Here is a 17,806-nt window from a genome sequence, read left to right on the forward strand (position 1 = left end):
CCCAGGCGGCCGGCAACTTCCCGTCAGCGGCCGCCGGAGACCGGCAGCACGGCGCCGGTGATGTACCCGGCCTCGCCGGAGAGCAGCCAGAGCACCGCCGCGGCTACTTCGTCCGGCTCAGCGCCGCGGCCCAAAGGAATCGAGGGCCTGAGCCTCTCCACCCGGTCCGGCATGCCTGCCGCCGCATGCAGCCCGGTATTGGTGCTGCCGGGAGCCACACAATTCACCCGGATACCCTGCGCCGCGACCTCGGCGGCGAGCCCCACCGTCAGCACATCCACGGCACCTTTGGACGCCGCATAGTGCACCCAGGTGCCGGGGGAGCCTGCCTTCGTGGCGGTTGAGGAGATGTTGATGATGGATCCGCCGCGGCCGCCCCGGTCCGTGCTGAGCCTCCTGACGGCCTCCTGGCAGACGTACAGAACCCCGGCGACGTTGACGTCAAGCACCCGCCGGATGGTCTCGGCAGGAACATCCAGGAGGGGGCCGATCAGGTTTCCGGTGATGCCGGCGTTGTTCACCACGCCGGTCAGGGCGCCAAGCGCTGCGGCGGCGTCGAAGAGCCGGGCGACGGCAGCCGGGTCGCTGACGTCCGCCTGGACGGCCACCGCAGCCCCACCGTCGTCGGTGATGCCGTCCACTACGGAATTGGCCCCGCCGGCGTCGGCGGCATAGTTCACGGCGACGGCGTAACCGGCCCGGGCGGCGCGGAACGCCACCGCGGCGCCGATGCCCCGGCTCGCGCCGGTGACGATGAGGACCTCGGGCCGGGGCTCCGCCATGGCGCTACTTGGCCAGTTTGTGCTTCAGGGCGATCTCAAGGGCGGCACCGACGATGCCGGCGTCGTTCTTCAGTTCCGCGGGGACAATCGGGGTGCGCAGCTGCAGCCGCGGCAGGTATTCGTCGGCGCGCTTGGAGATGCCGCCGCCGATGATGAACAGTTCGGGGGAAAAGAGGAACTCCACGTGGGACAGATAGCGCTGCAGCAGCACGCTGTACTCCTCCCAGCTCAGGCCGTCCCGTTCGCGGGCCACGGCCGAGGCCTTGCTTTCAGCGTCGAACCCGTCAATCTCCAGGTGTCCGAGTTCGGCGTTGGGAACAAGCTTGCCGTCGAAGATGAACGCGGAACCAATGCCGGTGCCGAGCGTGATGACCAGCACGGTGCCCTCCACGAATTCGCCGGCGCCGAAGCGGGCCTCCGCGAGGCCGGCGGCGTCAGCGTCATTGATGACCTCCACGGGCCGGCCCAGGCGGGCGGTCAGCATTGCGTCGATGTCCATTTCCAGCCAGGACTTGTCCACGTTGGCGGCGGAGTGGACCACGCCGTGCTGGATGATGCCGGGAAAGGTGACGCCGACCGGGGAGTCCGGGGCCGGAGCATCGGGCCGGGCGGACAGTTCGGCCACCACCTGGGCCACGACCTCGGCCACGGATTCGGGGGTGGAGGGCTGCGGGGTGGGCATGCGCACGCGGTCACCGACCAGCTTGCCCTTCTTCAGGTCCACGATCCCGCCCTTGATCCCGGTGCCGCCGATGTCAATACCGATCAGCGGGGCGTTCTTCTTCAACTTCTCGTCCTTCTTGGCCAATGTGGTTCCGTTCGTGGCAGGGGGCGGAGCATAGGAGGGGTGCGGCCCAGGGCCGACGGGCGAAGAGCGGGATCTTCAGGTGGAGCAGGAATCAGGGGAGAGTCAGGACTTCCGCGCCGGATTCCGTTACGAGCAGGGTGTGCTCGAACTGCGCCGTGCGTTTGTGGTCACGGGTCACGACCGTCCACTCGTCAGGCCACATGTCCCACTCGACCGTACCGAGCGTCAGCATGGGCTCGATCGTGAAGACCATGCCAGCCTCCATGACCGTGTTGTACGCCGGGGCTGCATCGTAGTGCGGAATGATCAGGCCGGTGTGGAAGGCTTCGCCCACGCCGTGGCCGGTGAAGTCGCGGACGACACCGTAGCCGAACCGTTTGGCGTAGGACTCGATGGTGCGGCCGATCACGTTGATTTCGCGGCCGGGGGCCACGGCTCGGATGGCGCGGTTCAGGGACTCCTGCGTGCGCTCGACGAGCAGCCGGGACTCCTCGTCAACGTCGCCGGCCAGGAAGGTGTAATTGGTGTCGCCGTGTACGCCGCCGATGTAGGCCGTGATGTCGATGTTGAGGATGTCCCCGTCCTGGACGACGGTGCTGTCCGGTATGCCGTGGCAGATCACTTCGTTTAATGACGAGCACAGGGACTTGGGAAAGCCGCGGTAGCCGAGGGTGGACGGATACGCGTTGTGGTCGAGCAGGAATTCGTGGCCCACCCGGTCCAGCTGGTCGGTGGTGACGCCGGGCTGGATATGCCTGCCGACCTCCACAATGGCCTGCGCGGCAATCCGCGAGGCGATGCGGATCTTCTCGATGGTCTCCGCCGACTTGACCTCCGAGCCGGTGAACTTGGCCGGTCCGGGCTTTCCCACATATTCAGGGCGCGGGATCGATGCCGGAACGGGAAGCTGTTGACTGACTGCTCCCGGGACCAGGGTGCCGATGGGTGCAGTCGAGGCTAGAGAAGGCATACATTGATCATATAAGGCCCGGCCGAACGCCAGGAAACAGAAGCGGAAAGATCCCGTGGAAGTCGCGGCCGCGTTCGGCGTCGTCCCGCCCCTGCCGGGGCGCCACCCCTGAGAGCTGAGGAGCATCAATGCCTGAGTACTGGTACAACGTCAACACGCACGAGGTTGAAGAGGACGCCATGTCCGACTGGAGCCAGCTGATCGGCCCGTACAAGACGCGGGAAGAGGCTGAACACGCGCTGGAGAAGGTGAAGGCCCGCAACGAATCCTGGGAAAAGGGCGACGAGAACGACTAAGACCAGTCTTCCAGTTCCGATAGTTCCGAGCGCCACATGGTGATGGCGCGGCTGGTGATGGCGCGGCGGCCGACGCCGCGGGCAGGCGAACTCGGACGGCCAGTTATGTGGGCCCCGCGGCGGCGCCGTCTCACCCGAAGCGGATGAGCGCCAGGCGGCCACGGGCGGCCATACTTGAAAAATGCCGACGAGCGTTGCCCGCACACGCGGCGTCCGAGTCACAGACCTGGCAAGGCTGGCGATTGCCTGGGCTGCATCGACCGCGGCCCTGATTGTCACCGGCGCGCTGCTGCCGGGGTTCTCCGCCACCAGTTGGTGGGCCTACGCCGCCGTGGCAGCAGCGGCCGGCGTCGTCGGCCTGGTCCTCCGCCCGGCGCTGGTGGAGATCTCGGCCAGGGTGGGCTGGCTGGCGGTGCTCCTCACCGCCCTGCTCGGGCAAGGCTTGATTATGTACACCGCCATCCTCCTGGTCCCCGGCATCGAGTCAACGGCGTGGACCGCCCTCGCCGCAGCCTGGGTCAGTGCCGTCGTGGGCACGCTGATCTCGTGGGCCACCACAGCCGGTACTGACGACGGCCTCGTCACCTCGTTGGCCGGCAGGGCGCGCCGGCGGGCAGCAGTGACCGATCCGGAGGTCGACGGCGTCCTGTTCGTGCAGCTCGACGGTGTCCCCTTCCCCGTCCTGCAGTGGGCGGTCCAGTCCGGTGCAGTACCCCATATTCGGCGCTGGCTCTCAGCGGGGGACTACACGGTCCGCGAATGGACTCCCCAGCTGCCCTGCACCACACCGGCCAGCCAGATGGGCATACTGCACGGCACCGTCGCTGGGATCCCCGCCTTCCGGTGGTACGACCGTGGGCTGAACCGGGTGCTGGTGGCCAACCGGCCGGCAGACGCGAGAGTGATCGAGGAGAGGCACCGCACCGGTCGGGGCCTGCTCTGCGACGACGGGGTCTCCATTTCGAACCTGTTCACCGGTGACGCGCCCCGGTCGCTGCTGACCATGAGCCGGGTGGAGGTCCGGCGCGGCTCCACGCAGACCCGCCGCGCGTTCGCCTGGTTCTTCAGCTCGCCGAACGGGTTTATGCGCAGCCTCACCCGGACCGTCGGGGAGGTCCTCAAGGAACGGTGGCAGGCCCGACGCCAGGTCAAGCGTGATCTCGACCCGCGTGTGCACCGGGACTGGATATTCGCCCTGCTGCGGGCCGTGACCAACAGCCTCCTGCGTGACCTCAATACGGTCCTGGTCGCCGAGGAGCTGCGTCGTGGGACGAAGAGCATCTACGTCGACTACGTTGACTATGACGAGATAGCCCACCATGCCGGGGTGTTCCGGCCCGAGTCGCTTGCCGCCCTGGACGGCTTGGACCGCACGCTGGGATCTTTGGCGCAGCTCGCCGCGTCCGCCCCCCGCCGCTACCGGCTGGTCGTGCTCTCGGACCACGGCCAGTCCCAGGGCGCCCCATTCGCTGACCGGTATGGCCAGACGCTCGGCGACCTCTGTGCGGAACTCATGCACGAACAGGTACAGGCCGTGGACGCCTTGGTCGAAGGGCTGGGGCGGGCGGGCTCCCTGACCGGAGACGTCGCGAATGGTGGGATGGCCGGAAAACTCGCCGTCCGTGCCGACAAAGGACTGACCAAGGCGCAGCGGACTTCGGTTCCAGGGGGCGCCGCCGAGGAGCCGGTCGTCGTGCTGGGCTCGGGGAACCTGGGCCTGGTCTACGTGCGGGGTGAGCGGCGCTGGACGCTTCAGGCCCTGGCCCGGGAGTGGCCGGCCCTGGTCCCCGGACTGTCAGGCCATCCCGGCGTCGGGTTCGTCGCCGGCATCGATGAAGACGGCAGGGCCTGGGCTATCGGGAGCCGCGGGCGCCTCAACCTCGCCAGCGGCGCGGTGGAGGGAACCGACCCGTTGGTTCCGTTCGGGTCCCATGCGGCGCGGGTGCTCCAGCGTGCGCTGATGGACCCCGAGGCGCCGGATCTCTATGTCAACAGTGCTGTCGATCCGGTGACCAATGACGTCGCGGCCTTTGAGGGCCTGGTCGGTTCGCACGGGGGACTCGGCGGTTGGCAGGACCGCGCGGTGCTGCTCGGGCCTGCCGATCTTATGGCGGGACTTCCGGAGCGGATAGAGGGTGCCGATGAGCTTCACCGGGTGCTGGTGGCCATGCTTGAGTCCTGCGGCCAGCGCGCGTCAACGGCGTTCCGGCGTTGAGTGGCTGGACATTGCAGTTGGCTTGTCTGCCGGGCCACTTCAGGGGGCTGGTTCAAAGCGGCCGGACCCATGACTGGCCCGGGGAAAGCACGACGGCCGTGCAGCCAGGAGCCTGCTCCGCCACGGCGTCAGCAAACCGGCGCCCGGGCAGCTCGAGCCAGCTCCGGGCAAAGTGCCTGACCAAGGGAGGGTGCAGCGTTCCCCAGTGCACCGGCAGGGCGAACCGCGCCCCGCTCAGTGCGACAGCCTGGGCAGCAGTCTCGGGGGACAGATGTCCCGCCGAGAGCCTCGGTCCCCACCCCCAGACCGGCACCAGCGCGACATCGATGGAGCCGCCCGCCATGGCGGGCAGCGCGGCCATTTCCGGATACAACCCCGTGTCACCGGCGACCCAGACGACGCCCGACGGGCCGCGGACCAGTTGGCCGTGGGCGTCATTTGGACGGTGCGGCATGGGGCGGTGACGATGCTCTGCCGGCACCTGGCGTATCTCCACCCCGCGGCCTGCCGGGGTCCAGCCGTCCCCGAGCGGGACCGTGTTCAGCAGTGCGCGGCGACGTAACCAGGCGACGTTGGCCGGGGCACTCATCAGGGCCGCTGCGGGCAGCATACGCAGGGAGCGCAGCTCGGCGTGGTCGTGGTGCAGGTGGGAGAGGAGGACGACGTCGGTCCGGCTCCAGGATGCGGGGTCCGGCCGGGGTGCGAGGCGCCGCAGCAGCCCGGCATGAGGACGAAGCAGCGGATCCGTCAGGATCCGAACCCCGTCGAGATCCAGGACCACCGAGGAGTGGCCCAGCCAGGTGACTCTCATGCCGGGACCGGTGCTATTCGGCCTCGTCCTCCATGACGGCGATGGCGAATCCCAGCGCCTCGGAGATGTTAATCGCAGCCGACATCGTCCGGGCTGTTCCGATGATGGGGGCCACGGCGACGAGCACGTTCTGGACGTCTTTGGCCGTAACGCCGGACTCGATCGAGGGGCCCACATGGGCAAGGTAGGAAATGGGCCGGGCATCGACGGCGGCCAGGGCAGCAATGCGAATCATCAGCAGCGCGTCGGCCGGCAGGTCAGAGCGCCCCAGGGACGCGTTGGTGATCGCGCCTATGGTCTCAAGAACCGGGTTTTCACTCTCAGTGGACATAAGTCAATCTCCTTCACTTGGGGTTGCCTGGCATCTCCCGGGCGGGCCGTCAATCGTCAGCGGGAAAGTACGCACGCCGGATTCCGCGGGTACAGACCGTCTGCTCAGCTCAGGCCATGGCCTTTGTCTTGAGGGACTCAAACTCGGTCTGGCTGATGGCTCCGGAGTCGAGCAGGGCCTTGGCGTCGGCGATCTGGCTTGCCGGGCTGGCTGACTTGCCTGCGACCTGCTGGATGTATTCCTGCTGGGCGGCCTGCTGCCGGGCCACTTCCGCCATCTGCCGATCGGCCATGCTGCGGCCCCGGGCGATCAGATAGATGAGTGCTCCGATCCAGGGCAGGAAGACCAGCAATATCGCCCAGCCGGCCTTGCCCCAACCGCTCAGGGTGCTGTCGCCGAACATGTCAAACAGGCAACGGAACCACACCATGAGTGCGGAGATCCAGATGAAGAACCAGAAACTCCACAGCAGGACGTCCCAGAAGTCAGTCGAAATTGAGTTCATGGCTACTCCTCCACTAGTGTCCGCCGGTGTCCGCCCATCGCTTCGCAAACGAACGAGGCCGGGACGGCGGAACATCTGCCGGGGCCCGATGCAGGCCCTCAATGGCCAGCCTGCCCGGACTCGCGGGTCACCACATCGTTCGTGAAGGATGAGGTGGCCCCGAAAACCCGCGGGAGCGGCCAGGAGGAGGAGGCCGCAGCAGTAACCAGGAGGAGGAGGCCGAGGAAGAGGAGGCCGATGCAGTCCTAGAAGGAGTGCTCGGGGCCAGGGAACTGGCCGGAGCGCACGTCCTCGCCGTAGGCCTTCGCTGCGTCGCTGAGTGAGGTGCGCAGGTCCGCGTACTGCTTGACGAACTTGGCCATCCTGCCGCCGCGGAGCCCCGCCATGTCCTGCCACACCAGCACCTGGCCGGTGGTCGCGTTGCCCGCGCCAATGCCGATGGTGGGGACCTCGACGGCGGCGTCCACGGCCGCCGCCGTCGACGCCGGAACCATCTCCATCAGGACGCAGAACGCACCGGCGTCGGCCAGGGCGACGGCATCATCGACCAGCCGCTGGGCGTCATCGCCGCGGCCCTGGACCCGGTAGCCGCCGAGGGCGTGCTCGCTTTGCGGGGTGAAGCCGATGTGCGCCATCACCGGGATGCCGGCCTGGACCATCGCCCGGACAGTCTCCGCATAGAATTTCCCGCCCTCGATCTTGACCGCGTGGGCGAGACCTTCCTTCAGGAACCGGACGCCGGTGGCCACCGCCTGCTGGGCGGACACCTCATAGCTGCCGAAGGGCAGGTCCGCCACGACGAGGGCACGCTTGGCCGAACGGGTGACGGCGCGGCACAGCGGGAGCAGTTCGTCCACGGTGACGGGCAGGCTGGTTTCGTTGCCGAAGACGTTGTTGGAGGCGGAGTCGCCCACGAGGAGGACCTCGATGCCGGCCTGGTCGAAGATTTCCGCCGTGTACTGGTCATAGGCGGTCAGCATGGCGAAGCGCTCACCCTTGAGCTTCGCCTGGTGCAGGTGGTGGGTGCGGATCTTCGCCACCGGCTTCCGGGCGCCGGCGTCCGGGCCAGGGGCCGACGCCGCCGGGCCATTGCCATAGGGGGCGGCTAGCTCTGCGGGCATGCTGGAATCGGGGCTGGTGCTTGTGGCCATGGCACGAGCGTAGTGCGATACGGCGTGTCCAAGCTACCGGTCTCTAAACTGTGGGCGCGTGAATCACATCACACCGGCACCAGCCGGTCGTCCCGGCAGCCGCCTTGGGCCGCGAATTTCGGGTTCCTCGTGTTAATGCTGTGTTACGCGGGGCAGCCGCTTCAGCAATCGGTGGCAATGATTAGTAAAGTGAATCGTGAGCAGCTGCGGGACCCATGCACGACGGGCCTGGGGCACGGACGAAAGAACCGGAAAGAGGCCAGTATGGACCGCCAGCAAGAGTTTGTCCTGCGGACGATCGAAGAGCGCGACGTGCGGTTCGTGCGGCTGTGGTTCACCGACGTCGTGGGATCGCTGAAGTCCGTGGCGTTGGCCCCGGCCGAAGTGGAAGGCGCGTTTGAGGAGGGCCTGGGCTTTGACGGCTCCTCCATTGAGGGCCTCGCCCGCGTTTTCGAGTCCGACATGCTGGCCCAGCCGGACCCCGCCACCTTCCAGATCCTGCCGTGGCGCGGTGAGACGGAGGCGACATCGCGGATGTTCTGCGACATTCTGACTCCCGACGGCGAACCCTCCGCGGCTGATCCCCGCAACGTCCTCAAGCGCAACCTGGCCAAGGCCGCGGACATGGGCTTCACCTGCTACACCCACCCCGAGATCGAGTTTTACCTGCTCAAGTCCCAGCAGCCCGGCCCGGACGGTTCCCCCGTTCCCGTGGACGAGGGCGGCTACTTCGACCACGTTCCGGGCGGGGTGGCACAGGACTTCCGCCGCACGGCCGTGACCATGCTGGAATCGGTGGGCATCTCGGTCGAGTTCAGCCACCACGAGGCCGGCCCCGGCCAGAACGAGATCGACTTGCGCTACGCGGATGCCCTGCAGACCGCGGACAACATCATGACGTTCCGCACGGTGATCAAGGAGGTCGCGCTCCAGCAGGGCACCTATGCGACCTTCATGCCGAAGCCGTTCACGGCCCACCCGGGTTCCGGCATGCACACCCACTTCTCGCTCTTCGAAGGTGACACGAATGCTTTCTACGAGGCGGGCGCGGAGTTCCAGCTCTCCGAGACGGCCCGGCAGTTTATCGCCGGCATCCTCAAGCACGCTCCGGAGTTCACCGCGGTGACCAACCAGTTCGTGAACTCCTACAAGCGGCTCTGGGGCGGGGGAGAAGCGCCCAGCTACCTCAGCTGGGGCCACAACAACCGCTCCGCACTGGTCCGCGTCCCGCTGTACAAGCCCGGCAAGGGCCAGTCCGCGCGGATCGAATACCGCGGCATTGACTCGGCGGCCAACCCCTACCTTGCCTACGCCGTGCTGCTGGGCGCCGGGCTCAAGGGCATCGAGGAGGGTTACCAGCTCCCCGCTGCTGCCGAGGACGACATCTGGTCGTTGAGCTCGGCCGAGCGCCGCGCCATGGGCCACGATCCGCTGCCGGCCAGCCTGCACGACGCCATCCGCTCGATGGAGGACTCCGAACTCATGCCGCAGATCCTCGGTGAGCAGGTGTTCGAACACTTCCTGCGCAACAAGCGTGCCGAGTGGCAGGACTACCGTCTGCAGGTCACGCCCTACGAGCTGCAGCGCAACCTCGGCATCCTTTAGGCGGCCCGGGTGAGCCTGGCACGACGCCTGATTGCCGCCGGTTTCAGCGATCTGGAAAACGGCGAGCGGTGGCTTGCCGCCCGGGAGCTGGAGGGCCTGGACCAGGACCTCCTCTTCGCCGGGCTGCAGCTGGCCGCCAACCCGGACACGGCACTGCAGTCGCTGGTCCGGCTGATCGAAAAGCACCCGGACCTGCGGAAGCTGGCGGTCGCCGACCCCGAGCGCAGCGAACCCATGTACCGGGTGCTGGGCGCCTCCGAGGCGCTTGGTGAGTTCCTGATCCGCCACCCGGAGCATCTTGATGCCTTTGAGGTGACTGCCAGCCCGGAACCACGGGCTGCGGACGCCGCGGAGTTGCGCGCCCGGCTGCTCCATTCCGTGCGGGCCGATCCGAAATCCGCCCGCCCGGTCGCGGCGCTGACCGGGCAGGAAGGCTACGTGGCGCTCCGCACGGAGTACCGGCGCGGCCTCGTCGAGCTCGCCGTCAAAGACCTCTGCGCCGCGGACCCGCTGGACTTTATGCCCGCCGCCGGGGCCGAACTGGCGGACCTGGCCGGAGCCGCGATCGAGGCTGCCCTGGCCGTTTCCCGGGCCGAGGCCGCCGAACATTTCAGCGCCACCGAGGTGGCCGACGTCGGGCTGGCCGTCATCGGCATGGGCAAATGCGGGGCCCGCGAACTCAACTACATCTCCGACGTCGACGTCATCTACGTGATCGAGTCCGGAGAGCTCGACGACTCGCGCGCCAACACGATCGGTACGGCCCTGGCCTCCGGTATTTCCCGCGCCATCATGTCAGTCGGCCGCGAACCCGGGCTGTGGGAAGTCGACGCCAACCTGCGTCCCGAAGGCAAGTCCGGACCGCTGGTCAGGACCCTGGCCTCGCACGAAAGCTACTACGCGCGCTGGGCCGAGAGCTGGGAGTTCCAGGCCCTGCTCAAGGCCCGGACCATCGCCGGGGACACCGAGCTCGGGGCCCGTTACGAAGCCGCCGTCGCACCGCTGATCTGGTCCTCCGCCGGCCGGGAAGGCTTCGTGGAGTCCGTCCGGTCCATGCGCCGCCGGGTCACCGAACACATCCCCGCCGACGAGGAGCAGCGGCAGATCAAGCTGGGCCGCGGCGGCCTCCGCGACGTCGAATTCACCGTCCAGCTGCTGCAGCTGGTGCACGGCAAGTCCGACGAGACCCTGCGCTGCCGCGACACCACCTCGGCCATCGCGGCCCTGTCCGCCGGCGGCTATATCGGCCGTTCCGATGCCGCCGAGTTCGACCGCGACTACCGCTACCTCCGGCTCCTGGAGCACCGGATCCAGCTCTTCCAGCTGCGCCGCACCCACCTCATGCCGGTCAAGGAAGCCTCGCTGCGGGCACTCGCCAAAGCCGTGCTCGGACCCTTCTCCAGCGAACGGCCCAAACCTGACGCCCTGGTTGCGGCCTGGCGCAAGACCAAACGCTCCGTCCGCGAGCTGCATGAACGCATCTTCTACCGCCCGCTGCTTAATACCGCGGCGGCGCTCAGCAGCGAGGAAGCCAAGCTCAGCCCGGAAGCCGCGCAGGGGCGCCTCGCCGCCCTGGGCTACCTCGATCCCGGCGGCGCCATGCGCCACATCGAAGCGCTCACCGGCGGAGTCAGCCGCCGCGCCGCACTCCAGCGCCAGCTCCTGCCGATCCTGCTTGGCTGGCTCGCGGAGGGCGTGGACCCCGACGGCGGCCTGCTGGCCTTCCGCCGGGTCAGTGAGGCGCTCGGCACCACCCACTGGTATCTCGGCATGCTGCGGGATTCGACGGCGGCGGCCGAGCGGCTCTGCCACGTGCTGTCCAACTCCCGGCTGATCGCCGACCTGCTGGAGGTCTCGCCCGAATCCGTGGCCTGGCTCGGCGCGGACAAGGAACTGGTGCCGTTGACGTTCGAGGCGCAGTGGCTCGAGATCGCCTCCAAGATGTCCCGGCATGCCGAGCCGGAAAGCGCGATGCGCCTGATCCGCTTGATCCGGCGCCGCGAGATCCTGCGGATTGCGATCGCGGACAGCGCGGGACTGCTGGACCAGGACCAGGTGGGCGCGGCACTGGCCGACACGGACCGGGCCGCGGTCCTGGGGGCCCTGCGCGTCGCGGAAACGATGGTCACGGCCGAGGAGCCGCTCAAGACGCATGTGCTGGTGGTCGCGATGGGACGGCAGGGCGGCCGGGAGATCGGCTACGGCTCCGACGCGGACGTTATTTACGTCCACCGCGGCCTTCCCGGAGTCCCGGAGGAAGAGGCCCAGCAGCAGGCCCTGCAGATCGTCAGCCGGCTCTCCAGCCTGCTCACCCAGCCGCTGAAGCCCGCTATCCTGGCCGAACGTGTCCTGATGGTTGACGCTGACCTCCGTCCCGAGGGCAAGAGCGGGCCCATGGTGCGGTCGCTGGATTCCTACGCCGAGTACTACCGCCGGTGGTCGCTCGTCTGGGAGGCGCAGGCGCTGCTGCGTGCCCGCCCAATGGCCGGCGACGATGGGCTGGCGGCCGACTTCGTGGCGCTGATCGACACCGTCCGCTACCCCGAGTCCCTCTCCGAGCAGGACGCGCGGGAAGTGCGCCGGGTGAAGGCGCGGGTCGAGGCGGAACGGCTGCCCCGCGGCGCGGATCCGGCCCGGCACCTGAAGCTCGGACGCGGCGGACTCAGCGACGTCGAATGGCTGGCCCAGCTGCTCCAGCTGCAGCACGCCGGAAAGCACCCCGAGCTGCGGACCACCTCCACGGTGGAGGCACTCGAGGCTGCGGCCGGCGTCGGGCTCCTCGAAGCGGGGGAAGCGGAGATCCTGCTGCGGGCCTGGCGTCTGGCGAGCCGGATCAGATCGGCCAACGTGATCTGGACCGGGCGGGCCTCCGACGTGCTGCCCTCTTCCCGCCGCGATCTGGAAGCGGTGGCGCGCTGGTGCGGCTACGGGCAGGGCCACGCCGCCAAGCTCGAGGAGGACTATCTGAGGCTGAGCCGGCGGGCCCGGAGCGTGTTCGACCGGGTCTTCTACGGCCAGTGACCGGCTTGCGGTGCGGCCGCCGGGAGCCGGTCTGAGAGCTCCGGGGGCTGACACCCCGCAGGCGCAGTGCTATTTTAGCGGCATGGCCAGACAACTCTTTGTGAACCTCCCCGTAAAGGATCTCGACACGACGGTGGAGTTCTTCACCGCTCTGGGTTTCTCCTTTAATCCCGACTTCACCGATGAGAACGCCACCTGCATGATCGTCAATGACGACGCGTTCGTCATGCTCCTCGTCGAGGCGTACTTCAAAACCTTCACATCCAAGACTGCCGCGGATACCGCAGGTGCTGCCGAGGTCATCATGTCCTTTTCCCTGGACAGCCGCGAGGCGGTCGACGAACTCGTCCGGACGGCGCTCACCTCCGGCGGCGCACCGTCCCAGGAAGCCCAGGACTACGGCTTCATGTACACCCACAGCTTCCAGGACCCGGACGGCCACCTGTGGGAAGTCTTCTGGATGGACCCCGCAGGGCCGCCAAAGGACGCAGCGCTCTGAGCTGAGCGGCGGATCCGGCGGCGGAGGCACCCCGGCGGCTTCGGTACGCTTCTGTCATGCCTGAAAACGTGTGGCTGATGCCGCTGAAGGACCTCGACGACGACGCCCGCGCCATCAAGCTCGGCGAGATCGCCGGGCTCGAGGTCACCGAAGACCAGCGGAGGTTTGTCGGTGAGCCGCTGCGCATGATGCTCATCGCGCTGGAGGAGGATTCCCGGCACCCCTTTGCGATTGACTCCAACGGATCCGCAGCAGGGGTCCTGACGCTGCAGACCGGAGCCGCCACCCTGGCCGGATGGGAGGACGACGACTCGGTCTGGCTGCTCCGTGGCTTCCTGATCGACCGCCGGCAGCAGGGCAGGGGCCTGGGCACGCTGGCAGCGGACGCTGCGGTCCGGGAGGCGGCGAAACTGACGGCAGCCCTCGGCGGCGGCCAGGCCGGCGTGGTGCTCTCTGTCAACGAGGAGAACCCGGCCGGACGGGCCGCGTACCGCAAGGCCGGCTTCCAGGACCGGGGCCGGTACCTTGGCGGCGGTGCGGGCCCGCAGCGGACCCTGTACCGGCCGTTCTGATCCGCTGACCGGTCCCCGCGGGACCTAGAGGTCTTTCGGACCCGCAATCCGTGCCACCGAGGCGCGCAGCGGACGGAAGGCCCGGACGAGGCCACGGCGACGGTCTCGCCGTGGCGGCCGGCGCCGGTGCTGCAGGCGCGGACTCCGCCAGGGAAGCAACTGTTTCAGTGATGGTTTAAAAGCAGCGGCTTAAAAGCAGCGGCCCCCACCGGGAGGTGGGGGCCGCCGTCGTGCATCCCTTGCGGAAAGCCTCTAGCTAGACGCCGTAGTACAGCTCGAACTCGTACGGGTTCGGGCGCAGTGAGAGCGGACGGATCTCGTTCTCGTACTTGTACTCGATCCAGGTGTCGATCAGGTCCTGGGTGAAGACGCCGCCGGCCTGGAGGAATTCGTTGTCCTCGGCCAGGGCATCCAGGGCCTCTTCGAGCGTGCCGGGGGCCTTGGGGATGTCCTTGGCTTCCTCGGCGGGGAGCTCGTAGAGGTCCTTGTCGATCGGAGCCGGCGGTTCGATGCGGTTGCGGATGCCGTCAATGCCGGCCATCAGCTGGGCAGCGAAGGCCAGGTACGGGTTGGAGGAGGGGTCCGGAGCGCGGAACTCGATGCGCTTGGCCTTCGGGTTGGAGCCCGTGATCGGGATACGGATACCGGCGGAGCGGTTGCCCTGCGAGTAGACCATGTTGACCGGAGCTTCGAAGCCCTTGACCAGGCGCCGGTAGGAGTTCACCGTCGGGTTGGTGAAGGCCAACACGGCTGAGGAGTGCTTCAGCAGGCCGCCGATGTACCAGCGGGCCATGTCCGAGAGGCCTGCGTAGCCCTTTTCGTCGTAGAAGAGCGGCTCGCCGCCGTTCCACAGTGACTGGTGGCAGTGCATGCCCGAGCCGTTGTCACCGAAGACCGGCTTCGGCATGAAGGTGACCGACTTGCCCCAGGCGTCGGCGGTGTTCTTGATGACGTACTTGAACTTCTGCAGGTCATCGGCCGCGTGGGTCAGGGTGGTGAACTTGTAGTTGATCTCAGCCTGGCCGGCGGAACCGACCTCGTGGTGGCTGCGCTCGACCTCAAGGCCGGCTTCGTCCAGGGCGATGCACATGGCGTCGCGGAGGTCGGCCTGCTTGTCGGTGGGGGAGACCGGGAAGTAGCCGCCCTTGATCGGGGTCTTGTAGCCGAGGTTGCCGCCCTCTTCCTCGCGCCCGGTGTTCCAGTGTGCTTCCTCGGAGTCGATCTTGTAGAAGCTGCCCTGCGGGGAGGACTGGTACTGCACGTTGTCGAAGACGAAGAACTCGGCCTCGGGTGCAAAGAATGCAGTGTCGGCGATGCCGGTGGAGGCCAGGTAGGCCTCTGCCTTCTCCGCTACGCCGCGGGGATCGCGGTGGTAGGGGTCACCGGTGCGCGGGTTCACGATCGAGAAGTTCAACGCGAGGGTCTTCTCAATGCGGAACGTGTCGAGGAACGCGGTAGTAACGTCCGGGATGAGCTGCATGTCCGACTCGGCGATGCCCTGGAAGCCGCGGATCGAAGATCCGTCGAAGAGCTGGCCGTTGACGAAGAAGTCCGCGTCAACGCTCTTGGCGGGCACGTTGAAGTGCTGCTGAACGCCAGGGAGGTCGGTGAAGCGAATATCGACGAATTTTACGTCTTCGTCTTTGATGAACTTGAGGACTTCGTCCGCAGTCTTGAACATCTATGCTCCTTATGCATGTGAAAGATTCGGCCGTCAGGCCGTGTGGTCCAGCGCAGTCCGACAGCGGGAAAAACGCAAACGTCTACCCCGCTCCTATGCCGCTAGCAACTGTTACCACCCTAAGGACACGGGATTTCCCCATGGTGTCCGCTTTGTTTCCGGCAGGTTACAGAATGCCCTGACAGGTAAACGGTAGTCGCTGTCCACAACGTGGCCTATCCGTGACCAGAGTGTGACCCCTCGGCGTCCACACTCTGAACAGATCCGGGGAGGCGTCCATTGCCGATAGTCTTGGATGGTGGTTGATCGCAAAGACATAGGCTCATGGCTCAGCGGGCCGGACACATCCGGCATCTCGAAGTATCCGGGGGAGCGGCTTGGCCTGCCCGAATCCGGGCCCGGGTCCATTGCCCGGGCCGGGCGGCGCATAGCCGCCATCTGCATTGACTGGGCAATCGCGCTGCTGATCAGCAACTACGCGTTCGCCGGGGATTCCTGGGCCACCCTCGCCGTGTTCGCCGTCGAGCAGGCGCTCCTGGTCGGCACCCTCGGTTACAGCATCGGCCACCGCATCGTGGGGATCCACGTCATCCGGCTCGGCGGCGGCCCCGCCGGACCGGTCCCGGCCCTGGTCCGCAGCCTCCTGGTGTGTCTGGTGATCCCAGCCGTCATCTTCGACCCCGACCACCGCGGACTGCATGACAAGGCCATGAACACGGTCCTCGTCCGGATGTAGCCTCGGCAGCATCCGGCATCCGGCATCCGGCATCCGGCATCCGGCATCCGGCATCGAACGGCTCGACGGCTCCGTCCGGGCTCCGCGACTTGCCTGGAATGGCCGCTAAACCGCCCCTCGTAGCGGCCATATGCGTCAGCTGGACGTCGAGGTGGCGCTCGTAGCGGCCATTTGCGTCAACTGGACGTCGAGGTGGTGCTCGTAGCGCCATTTGCGTCAACGGGTCGCGGGCGTGGTCGTGGTGCCGCCCATTTGCCAGGAATGGCCGCTAAACCGCCACATATAGCGGCCATTTGCGTCAACTGGACGCGGGAGTGGTGCTCGTAGCGGCCATTTGCGTCAAATGGCCGTGGACTCGGCTCGCGTATTCCGAAGTCCCGCGGACCGGAACCCTCGAACGGACCAGACGGACTTATACGATGGCCGTTTCGCTGGCGGGGTCCTGAGCCGGATGGGAAGAATCCTGTCCGGCCTTGACCGTCAGGTGGCCGTGACGGCCGGCCCAGTGCTCGAACCAGACCGTGGCGAACGGGAAGACCGCGGAAAGCCCTGCCAACAAGGCCACCCGGAACGGCCAGCGCTGCAGACTCCACAAGGTCAAAGCTGAGACCCCGTAGCCGATGAAAAACGCCCCGTGAATCGGGCCCGCGATCTCCACCCCGAGCGCCGTGGTCCTGGTGACCCATTTGAGGAACATACCCACCAGCAGGGCGGCCCAACTGAAAGCCTCGGCGACGGCGAGCACCTTGAAGATTCGGATCACGGCAGGCGTGGAGGGCAGTTTCATGGCGGAGTCTCCGGATTCTGTCCCGACGGGACGAAGGGGGTGAGCAAAGGAAACGCCCCGGCTGCCGGCCTGGAAAAGGCGGTTACCGGGGCGTCCCTGTGGTCTGGCGTGTCTGGCCTAGCGTCCGCGGGCTGCCTTGCGGTCCGGGCGGGCCTTGTAGGGATCGATGCCCTTGGGAATGGGCAGGCGGCTTCCCAGCGAGGAGATGCGCTTGGAGACCGTGCTGACCTCAAGCTTGGTGAGTTCGTTCTTCAGTTTCGTCATCTTCTTGGCGATCTGACTGATCGGCACCTGGCCCTCGCCGCGGCCGCTTTCGATCACGTGGATGGTGACGTTAGGAAGGATGCGGGCGAGGCGCTTGCGTTCGGCGTCGAGCAGCGGCTTGACCCGGTGGCTGGGGCCCTCGCTGACGAGGACAACGCCGGGACGGCCGATGGCGCGGAACACCGCGTCCTGGGTCCGGGGGTTCACGGCGACGGGCTGCTCTTCGACGATCCAGCCGCGCTTGAGTGTCCCCAGCGCAGCGCCTGAGGCGCCGGGCTGGTTTTCAATCCGCGCAAATGCTGCTCGCTCGGCACGGCGGGACAGGATCAGGGTGGCCGCCAGGAGGCCCAGCGGGATGCCGATGATCAGGCCGGTGATCCAGTTGTCCAGCAGGAATCCGACGACGAAGCTGACAGCGACAACGCCAACGAACGCCAGCAGCATGAGCCACGTGACCATCGGATCATGCTGGCGGGTCATCTGGAAGACCTCGCCAATCTGCTTCAGACGGCTCGGCTTCTTGACCTTGGCCACCTTGGGCTTACGGGAAAAGAGGCCACGCTTCGGAGCTTCAGAAGCCGGAGTGGAGTTGCTGGAATCAGGGGAATTCGCCATAGTGCCTTAATTCTACGTGATCGACGGCGAAGGGCCGGACGCCGAATTCCTCCGGTGCCGGCCCTTCGCCGCGATCGTTACTACTGGGTTCAGGAGTGCGCCGCGAGGAGTGAGCTGGCTTCCTGGCGGGTGGTGCCGGAGGACTCGATGTGGGCGA

At 67.2% G+C, this 17,806-nt stretch carries 17 protein-coding genes; 7 read left to right on the top strand and 10 right to left on the bottom strand.

Annotated features, from left to right (window positions below):
• Positions 1–23: 23 nt before the first annotated feature.
• The 3 genes from QCD75_RS09220 to map form a co-directional block, all read right to left on the bottom strand.
• On the bottom strand, positions 24–782 hold the full coding sequence (locus tag QCD75_RS09220) for an SDR family oxidoreductase (protein ID WP_301227829.1): 759 nt from the start codon (positions 780–782) through the stop codon (positions 24–26).
• A gap of 4 nt (positions 783–786) precedes the next feature.
• Complete coding sequence (gene ppgK / locus QCD75_RS09225) at positions 787–1,590, bottom strand: polyphosphate--glucose phosphotransferase (protein ID WP_226761039.1); 804 nt, start codon at positions 1,588–1,590, stop codon at positions 787–789.
• 91 nt (positions 1,591–1,681) lie between these two features.
• A complete protein-coding gene (map, locus tag QCD75_RS09230) occupies positions 1,682–2,560 on the bottom strand; it encodes a type I methionyl aminopeptidase (protein WP_301227832.1) in 879 nt (292 codons plus the stop codon).
• A 128-nt stretch (positions 2,561–2,688) separates the two neighbouring features.
• Between map and QCD75_RS09235 the strand changes: the two genes are divergently transcribed.
• Both QCD75_RS09235 and QCD75_RS09240 read left to right on the top strand, forming a co-directional pair.
• Positions 2,689–2,856, top strand: a complete 168-nt coding sequence (locus tag QCD75_RS09235) for an SPOR domain-containing protein (protein ID WP_301227834.1) — start codon at positions 2,689–2,691, stop codon at positions 2,854–2,856.
• 181 nt (positions 2,857–3,037) lie between these two features.
• Complete coding sequence (locus tag QCD75_RS09240) at positions 3,038–5,071, top strand: alkaline phosphatase family protein (RefSeq protein ID WP_301227836.1); 2,034 nt, start codon at positions 3,038–3,040, stop codon at positions 5,069–5,071.
• A gap of 52 nt (positions 5,072–5,123) precedes the next feature.
• Here QCD75_RS09240 and QCD75_RS09245 read toward each other — a convergent pair whose 3' ends face one another.
• From QCD75_RS09245 to panB, 4 genes are all read right to left on the bottom strand, one after another.
• Complete coding sequence (locus tag QCD75_RS09245; protein ID WP_301227838.1) at positions 5,124–5,882, bottom strand: MBL fold metallo-hydrolase; 759 nt, start codon at positions 5,880–5,882, stop codon at positions 5,124–5,126.
• A gap of 13 nt (positions 5,883–5,895) precedes the next feature.
• Positions 5,896–6,213: a carboxymuconolactone decarboxylase gene (locus QCD75_RS09250; protein WP_301227841.1), complete on the bottom strand. Its 318-nt coding sequence runs from the start codon at positions 6,211–6,213 to the stop codon at positions 5,896–5,898.
• A gap of 109 nt (positions 6,214–6,322) precedes the next feature.
• The gene (locus QCD75_RS09255) at positions 6,323–6,718 is read right to left on the bottom strand and encodes an SHOCT domain-containing protein (protein ID WP_301227843.1); all 396 of its coding nucleotides are present in this window, start codon (positions 6,716–6,718) and stop codon (positions 6,323–6,325) included.
• Between the two features lie 245 nt (positions 6,719–6,963).
• Complete coding sequence (panB, locus tag QCD75_RS09260; protein ID WP_301227845.1) at positions 6,964–7,869, bottom strand: 3-methyl-2-oxobutanoate hydroxymethyltransferase; 906 nt, start codon at positions 7,867–7,869, stop codon at positions 6,964–6,966.
• Between the two features lie 264 nt (positions 7,870–8,133).
• Between panB and glnA (QCD75_RS09265) the strand changes: the two genes are divergently transcribed.
• The 4 genes from glnA (QCD75_RS09265) (at position 8,134) to QCD75_RS09280 (ending at position 13,566) form a co-directional block, all read left to right on the top strand.
• Positions 8,134–9,474, top strand: a complete 1,341-nt coding sequence (gene glnA, locus QCD75_RS09265; RefSeq protein ID WP_069951320.1) for a type I glutamate--ammonia ligase — start codon at positions 8,134–8,136, stop codon at positions 9,472–9,474.
• A gap of 9 nt (positions 9,475–9,483) precedes the next feature.
• On the top strand, positions 9,484–12,495 hold the full coding sequence (locus tag QCD75_RS09270) for a bifunctional [glutamine synthetase] adenylyltransferase/[glutamine synthetase]-adenylyl-L-tyrosine phosphorylase (protein ID WP_301227849.1): 3,012 nt from the start codon (positions 9,484–9,486) through the stop codon (positions 12,493–12,495).
• A gap of 82 nt (positions 12,496–12,577) precedes the next feature.
• Entirely contained in the window at positions 12,578–12,994 is a 417-nt protein-coding gene (locus tag QCD75_RS09275; protein ID WP_301227851.1) for a VOC family protein, read from the top strand.
• A 56-nt stretch (positions 12,995–13,050) separates the two neighbouring features.
• Positions 13,051–13,566, top strand: coding sequence for a GNAT family N-acetyltransferase (locus QCD75_RS09280; protein WP_301227853.1), 516 nt, complete (start codon positions 13,051–13,053; stop codon positions 13,564–13,566).
• A 256-nt stretch (positions 13,567–13,822) separates the two neighbouring features.
• Here the strand turns inward: QCD75_RS09280 and glnA (QCD75_RS09285) are convergent, their stop codons facing one another.
• Entirely contained in the window at positions 13,823–15,247 is a 1,425-nt protein-coding gene (gene glnA / locus QCD75_RS09285; protein ID WP_226759752.1) for a type I glutamate--ammonia ligase, read from the bottom strand.
• Between the two features lie 298 nt (positions 15,248–15,545).
• Between glnA (QCD75_RS09285) and QCD75_RS09290 the strand changes: the two genes are divergently transcribed.
• Positions 15,546–15,983, top strand: coding sequence for an RDD family protein (locus QCD75_RS09290; protein WP_301227856.1), 438 nt, complete (start codon positions 15,546–15,548; stop codon positions 15,981–15,983).
• Positions 15,984–16,395: 412 nt separating this feature from the next.
• Here the strand turns inward: QCD75_RS09290 and QCD75_RS09295 are convergent, their stop codons facing one another.
• Both QCD75_RS09295 and QCD75_RS09300 read right to left on the bottom strand, forming a co-directional pair.
• Positions 16,396–16,770, bottom strand: coding sequence for a DUF3817 domain-containing protein (locus QCD75_RS09295; protein WP_301227857.1), 375 nt, complete (start codon positions 16,768–16,770; stop codon positions 16,396–16,398).
• Positions 16,771–16,887: 117 nt separating this feature from the next.
• Positions 16,888–17,649 carry a DUF4191 domain-containing protein gene (locus QCD75_RS09300; protein ID WP_301227859.1) on the bottom strand — a complete coding sequence of 254 codons (762 nt, stop codon included), beginning with the start codon at positions 17,647–17,649 and terminating at the stop codon, positions 16,888–16,890.
• Positions 17,650–17,806 lie beyond the last annotated feature (157 nt).

The organism is Arthrobacter sp. PsM3 (assembly GCF_030433895.1).
In the GTDB taxonomy this organism is placed as follows: domain Bacteria; phylum Actinomycetota; class Actinomycetes; order Actinomycetales; family Micrococcaceae; genus Arthrobacter.

Coding starts and splice junctions, on each gene's coding strand:
- QCD75_RS09220 (WP_301227829.1), bottom strand. CDS start 782: ATGGCGGAGCCCCGGCCCGAGGTCCTCATCGTCACCGGCGCGAGCCGG.
- map (WP_301227832.1), bottom strand. CDS start 2,560: ATGCCTTCTCTAGCCTCGACTGCACCCATCGGCACCCTGGTCCCGGGA.
- QCD75_RS09235 (WP_301227834.1), top strand. CDS start 2,689: ATGCCTGAGTACTGGTACAACGTCAACACGCACGAGGTTGAAGAGGAC.
- QCD75_RS09240 (WP_301227836.1), top strand. CDS start 3,038: ATGCCGACGAGCGTTGCCCGCACACGCGGCGTCCGAGTCACAGACCTG.
- QCD75_RS09245 (WP_301227838.1), bottom strand. CDS start 5,882: ATGAGAGTCACCTGGCTGGGCCACTCCTCGGTGGTCCTGGATCTCGAC.
- QCD75_RS09250 (WP_301227841.1), bottom strand. CDS start 6,213: ATGTCCACTGAGAGTGAAAACCCGGTTCTTGAGACCATAGGCGCGATC.
- QCD75_RS09255 (WP_301227843.1), bottom strand. CDS start 6,718: ATGAACTCAATTTCGACTGACTTCTGGGACGTCCTGCTGTGGAGTTTC.
- panB (WP_301227845.1), bottom strand. CDS start 7,869: ATGGCCACAAGCACCAGCCCCGATTCCAGCATGCCCGCAGAGCTAGCC.
- glnA (WP_069951320.1), top strand. CDS start 8,134: ATGGACCGCCAGCAAGAGTTTGTCCTGCGGACGATCGAAGAGCGCGAC.
- QCD75_RS09275 (WP_301227851.1), top strand. CDS start 12,578: ATGGCCAGACAACTCTTTGTGAACCTCCCCGTAAAGGATCTCGACACG.
- QCD75_RS09280 (WP_301227853.1), top strand. CDS start 13,051: ATGCCTGAAAACGTGTGGCTGATGCCGCTGAAGGACCTCGACGACGAC.
- glnA (WP_226759752.1), bottom strand. CDS start 15,247: ATGTTCAAGACTGCGGACGAAGTCCTCAAGTTCATCAAAGACGAAGAC.
- QCD75_RS09295 (WP_301227857.1), bottom strand. CDS start 16,770: ATGAAACTGCCCTCCACGCCTGCCGTGATCCGAATCTTCAAGGTGCTC.
- QCD75_RS09300 (WP_301227859.1), bottom strand. CDS start 17,649: ATGGCGAATTCCCCTGATTCCAGCAACTCCACTCCGGCTTCTGAAGCT.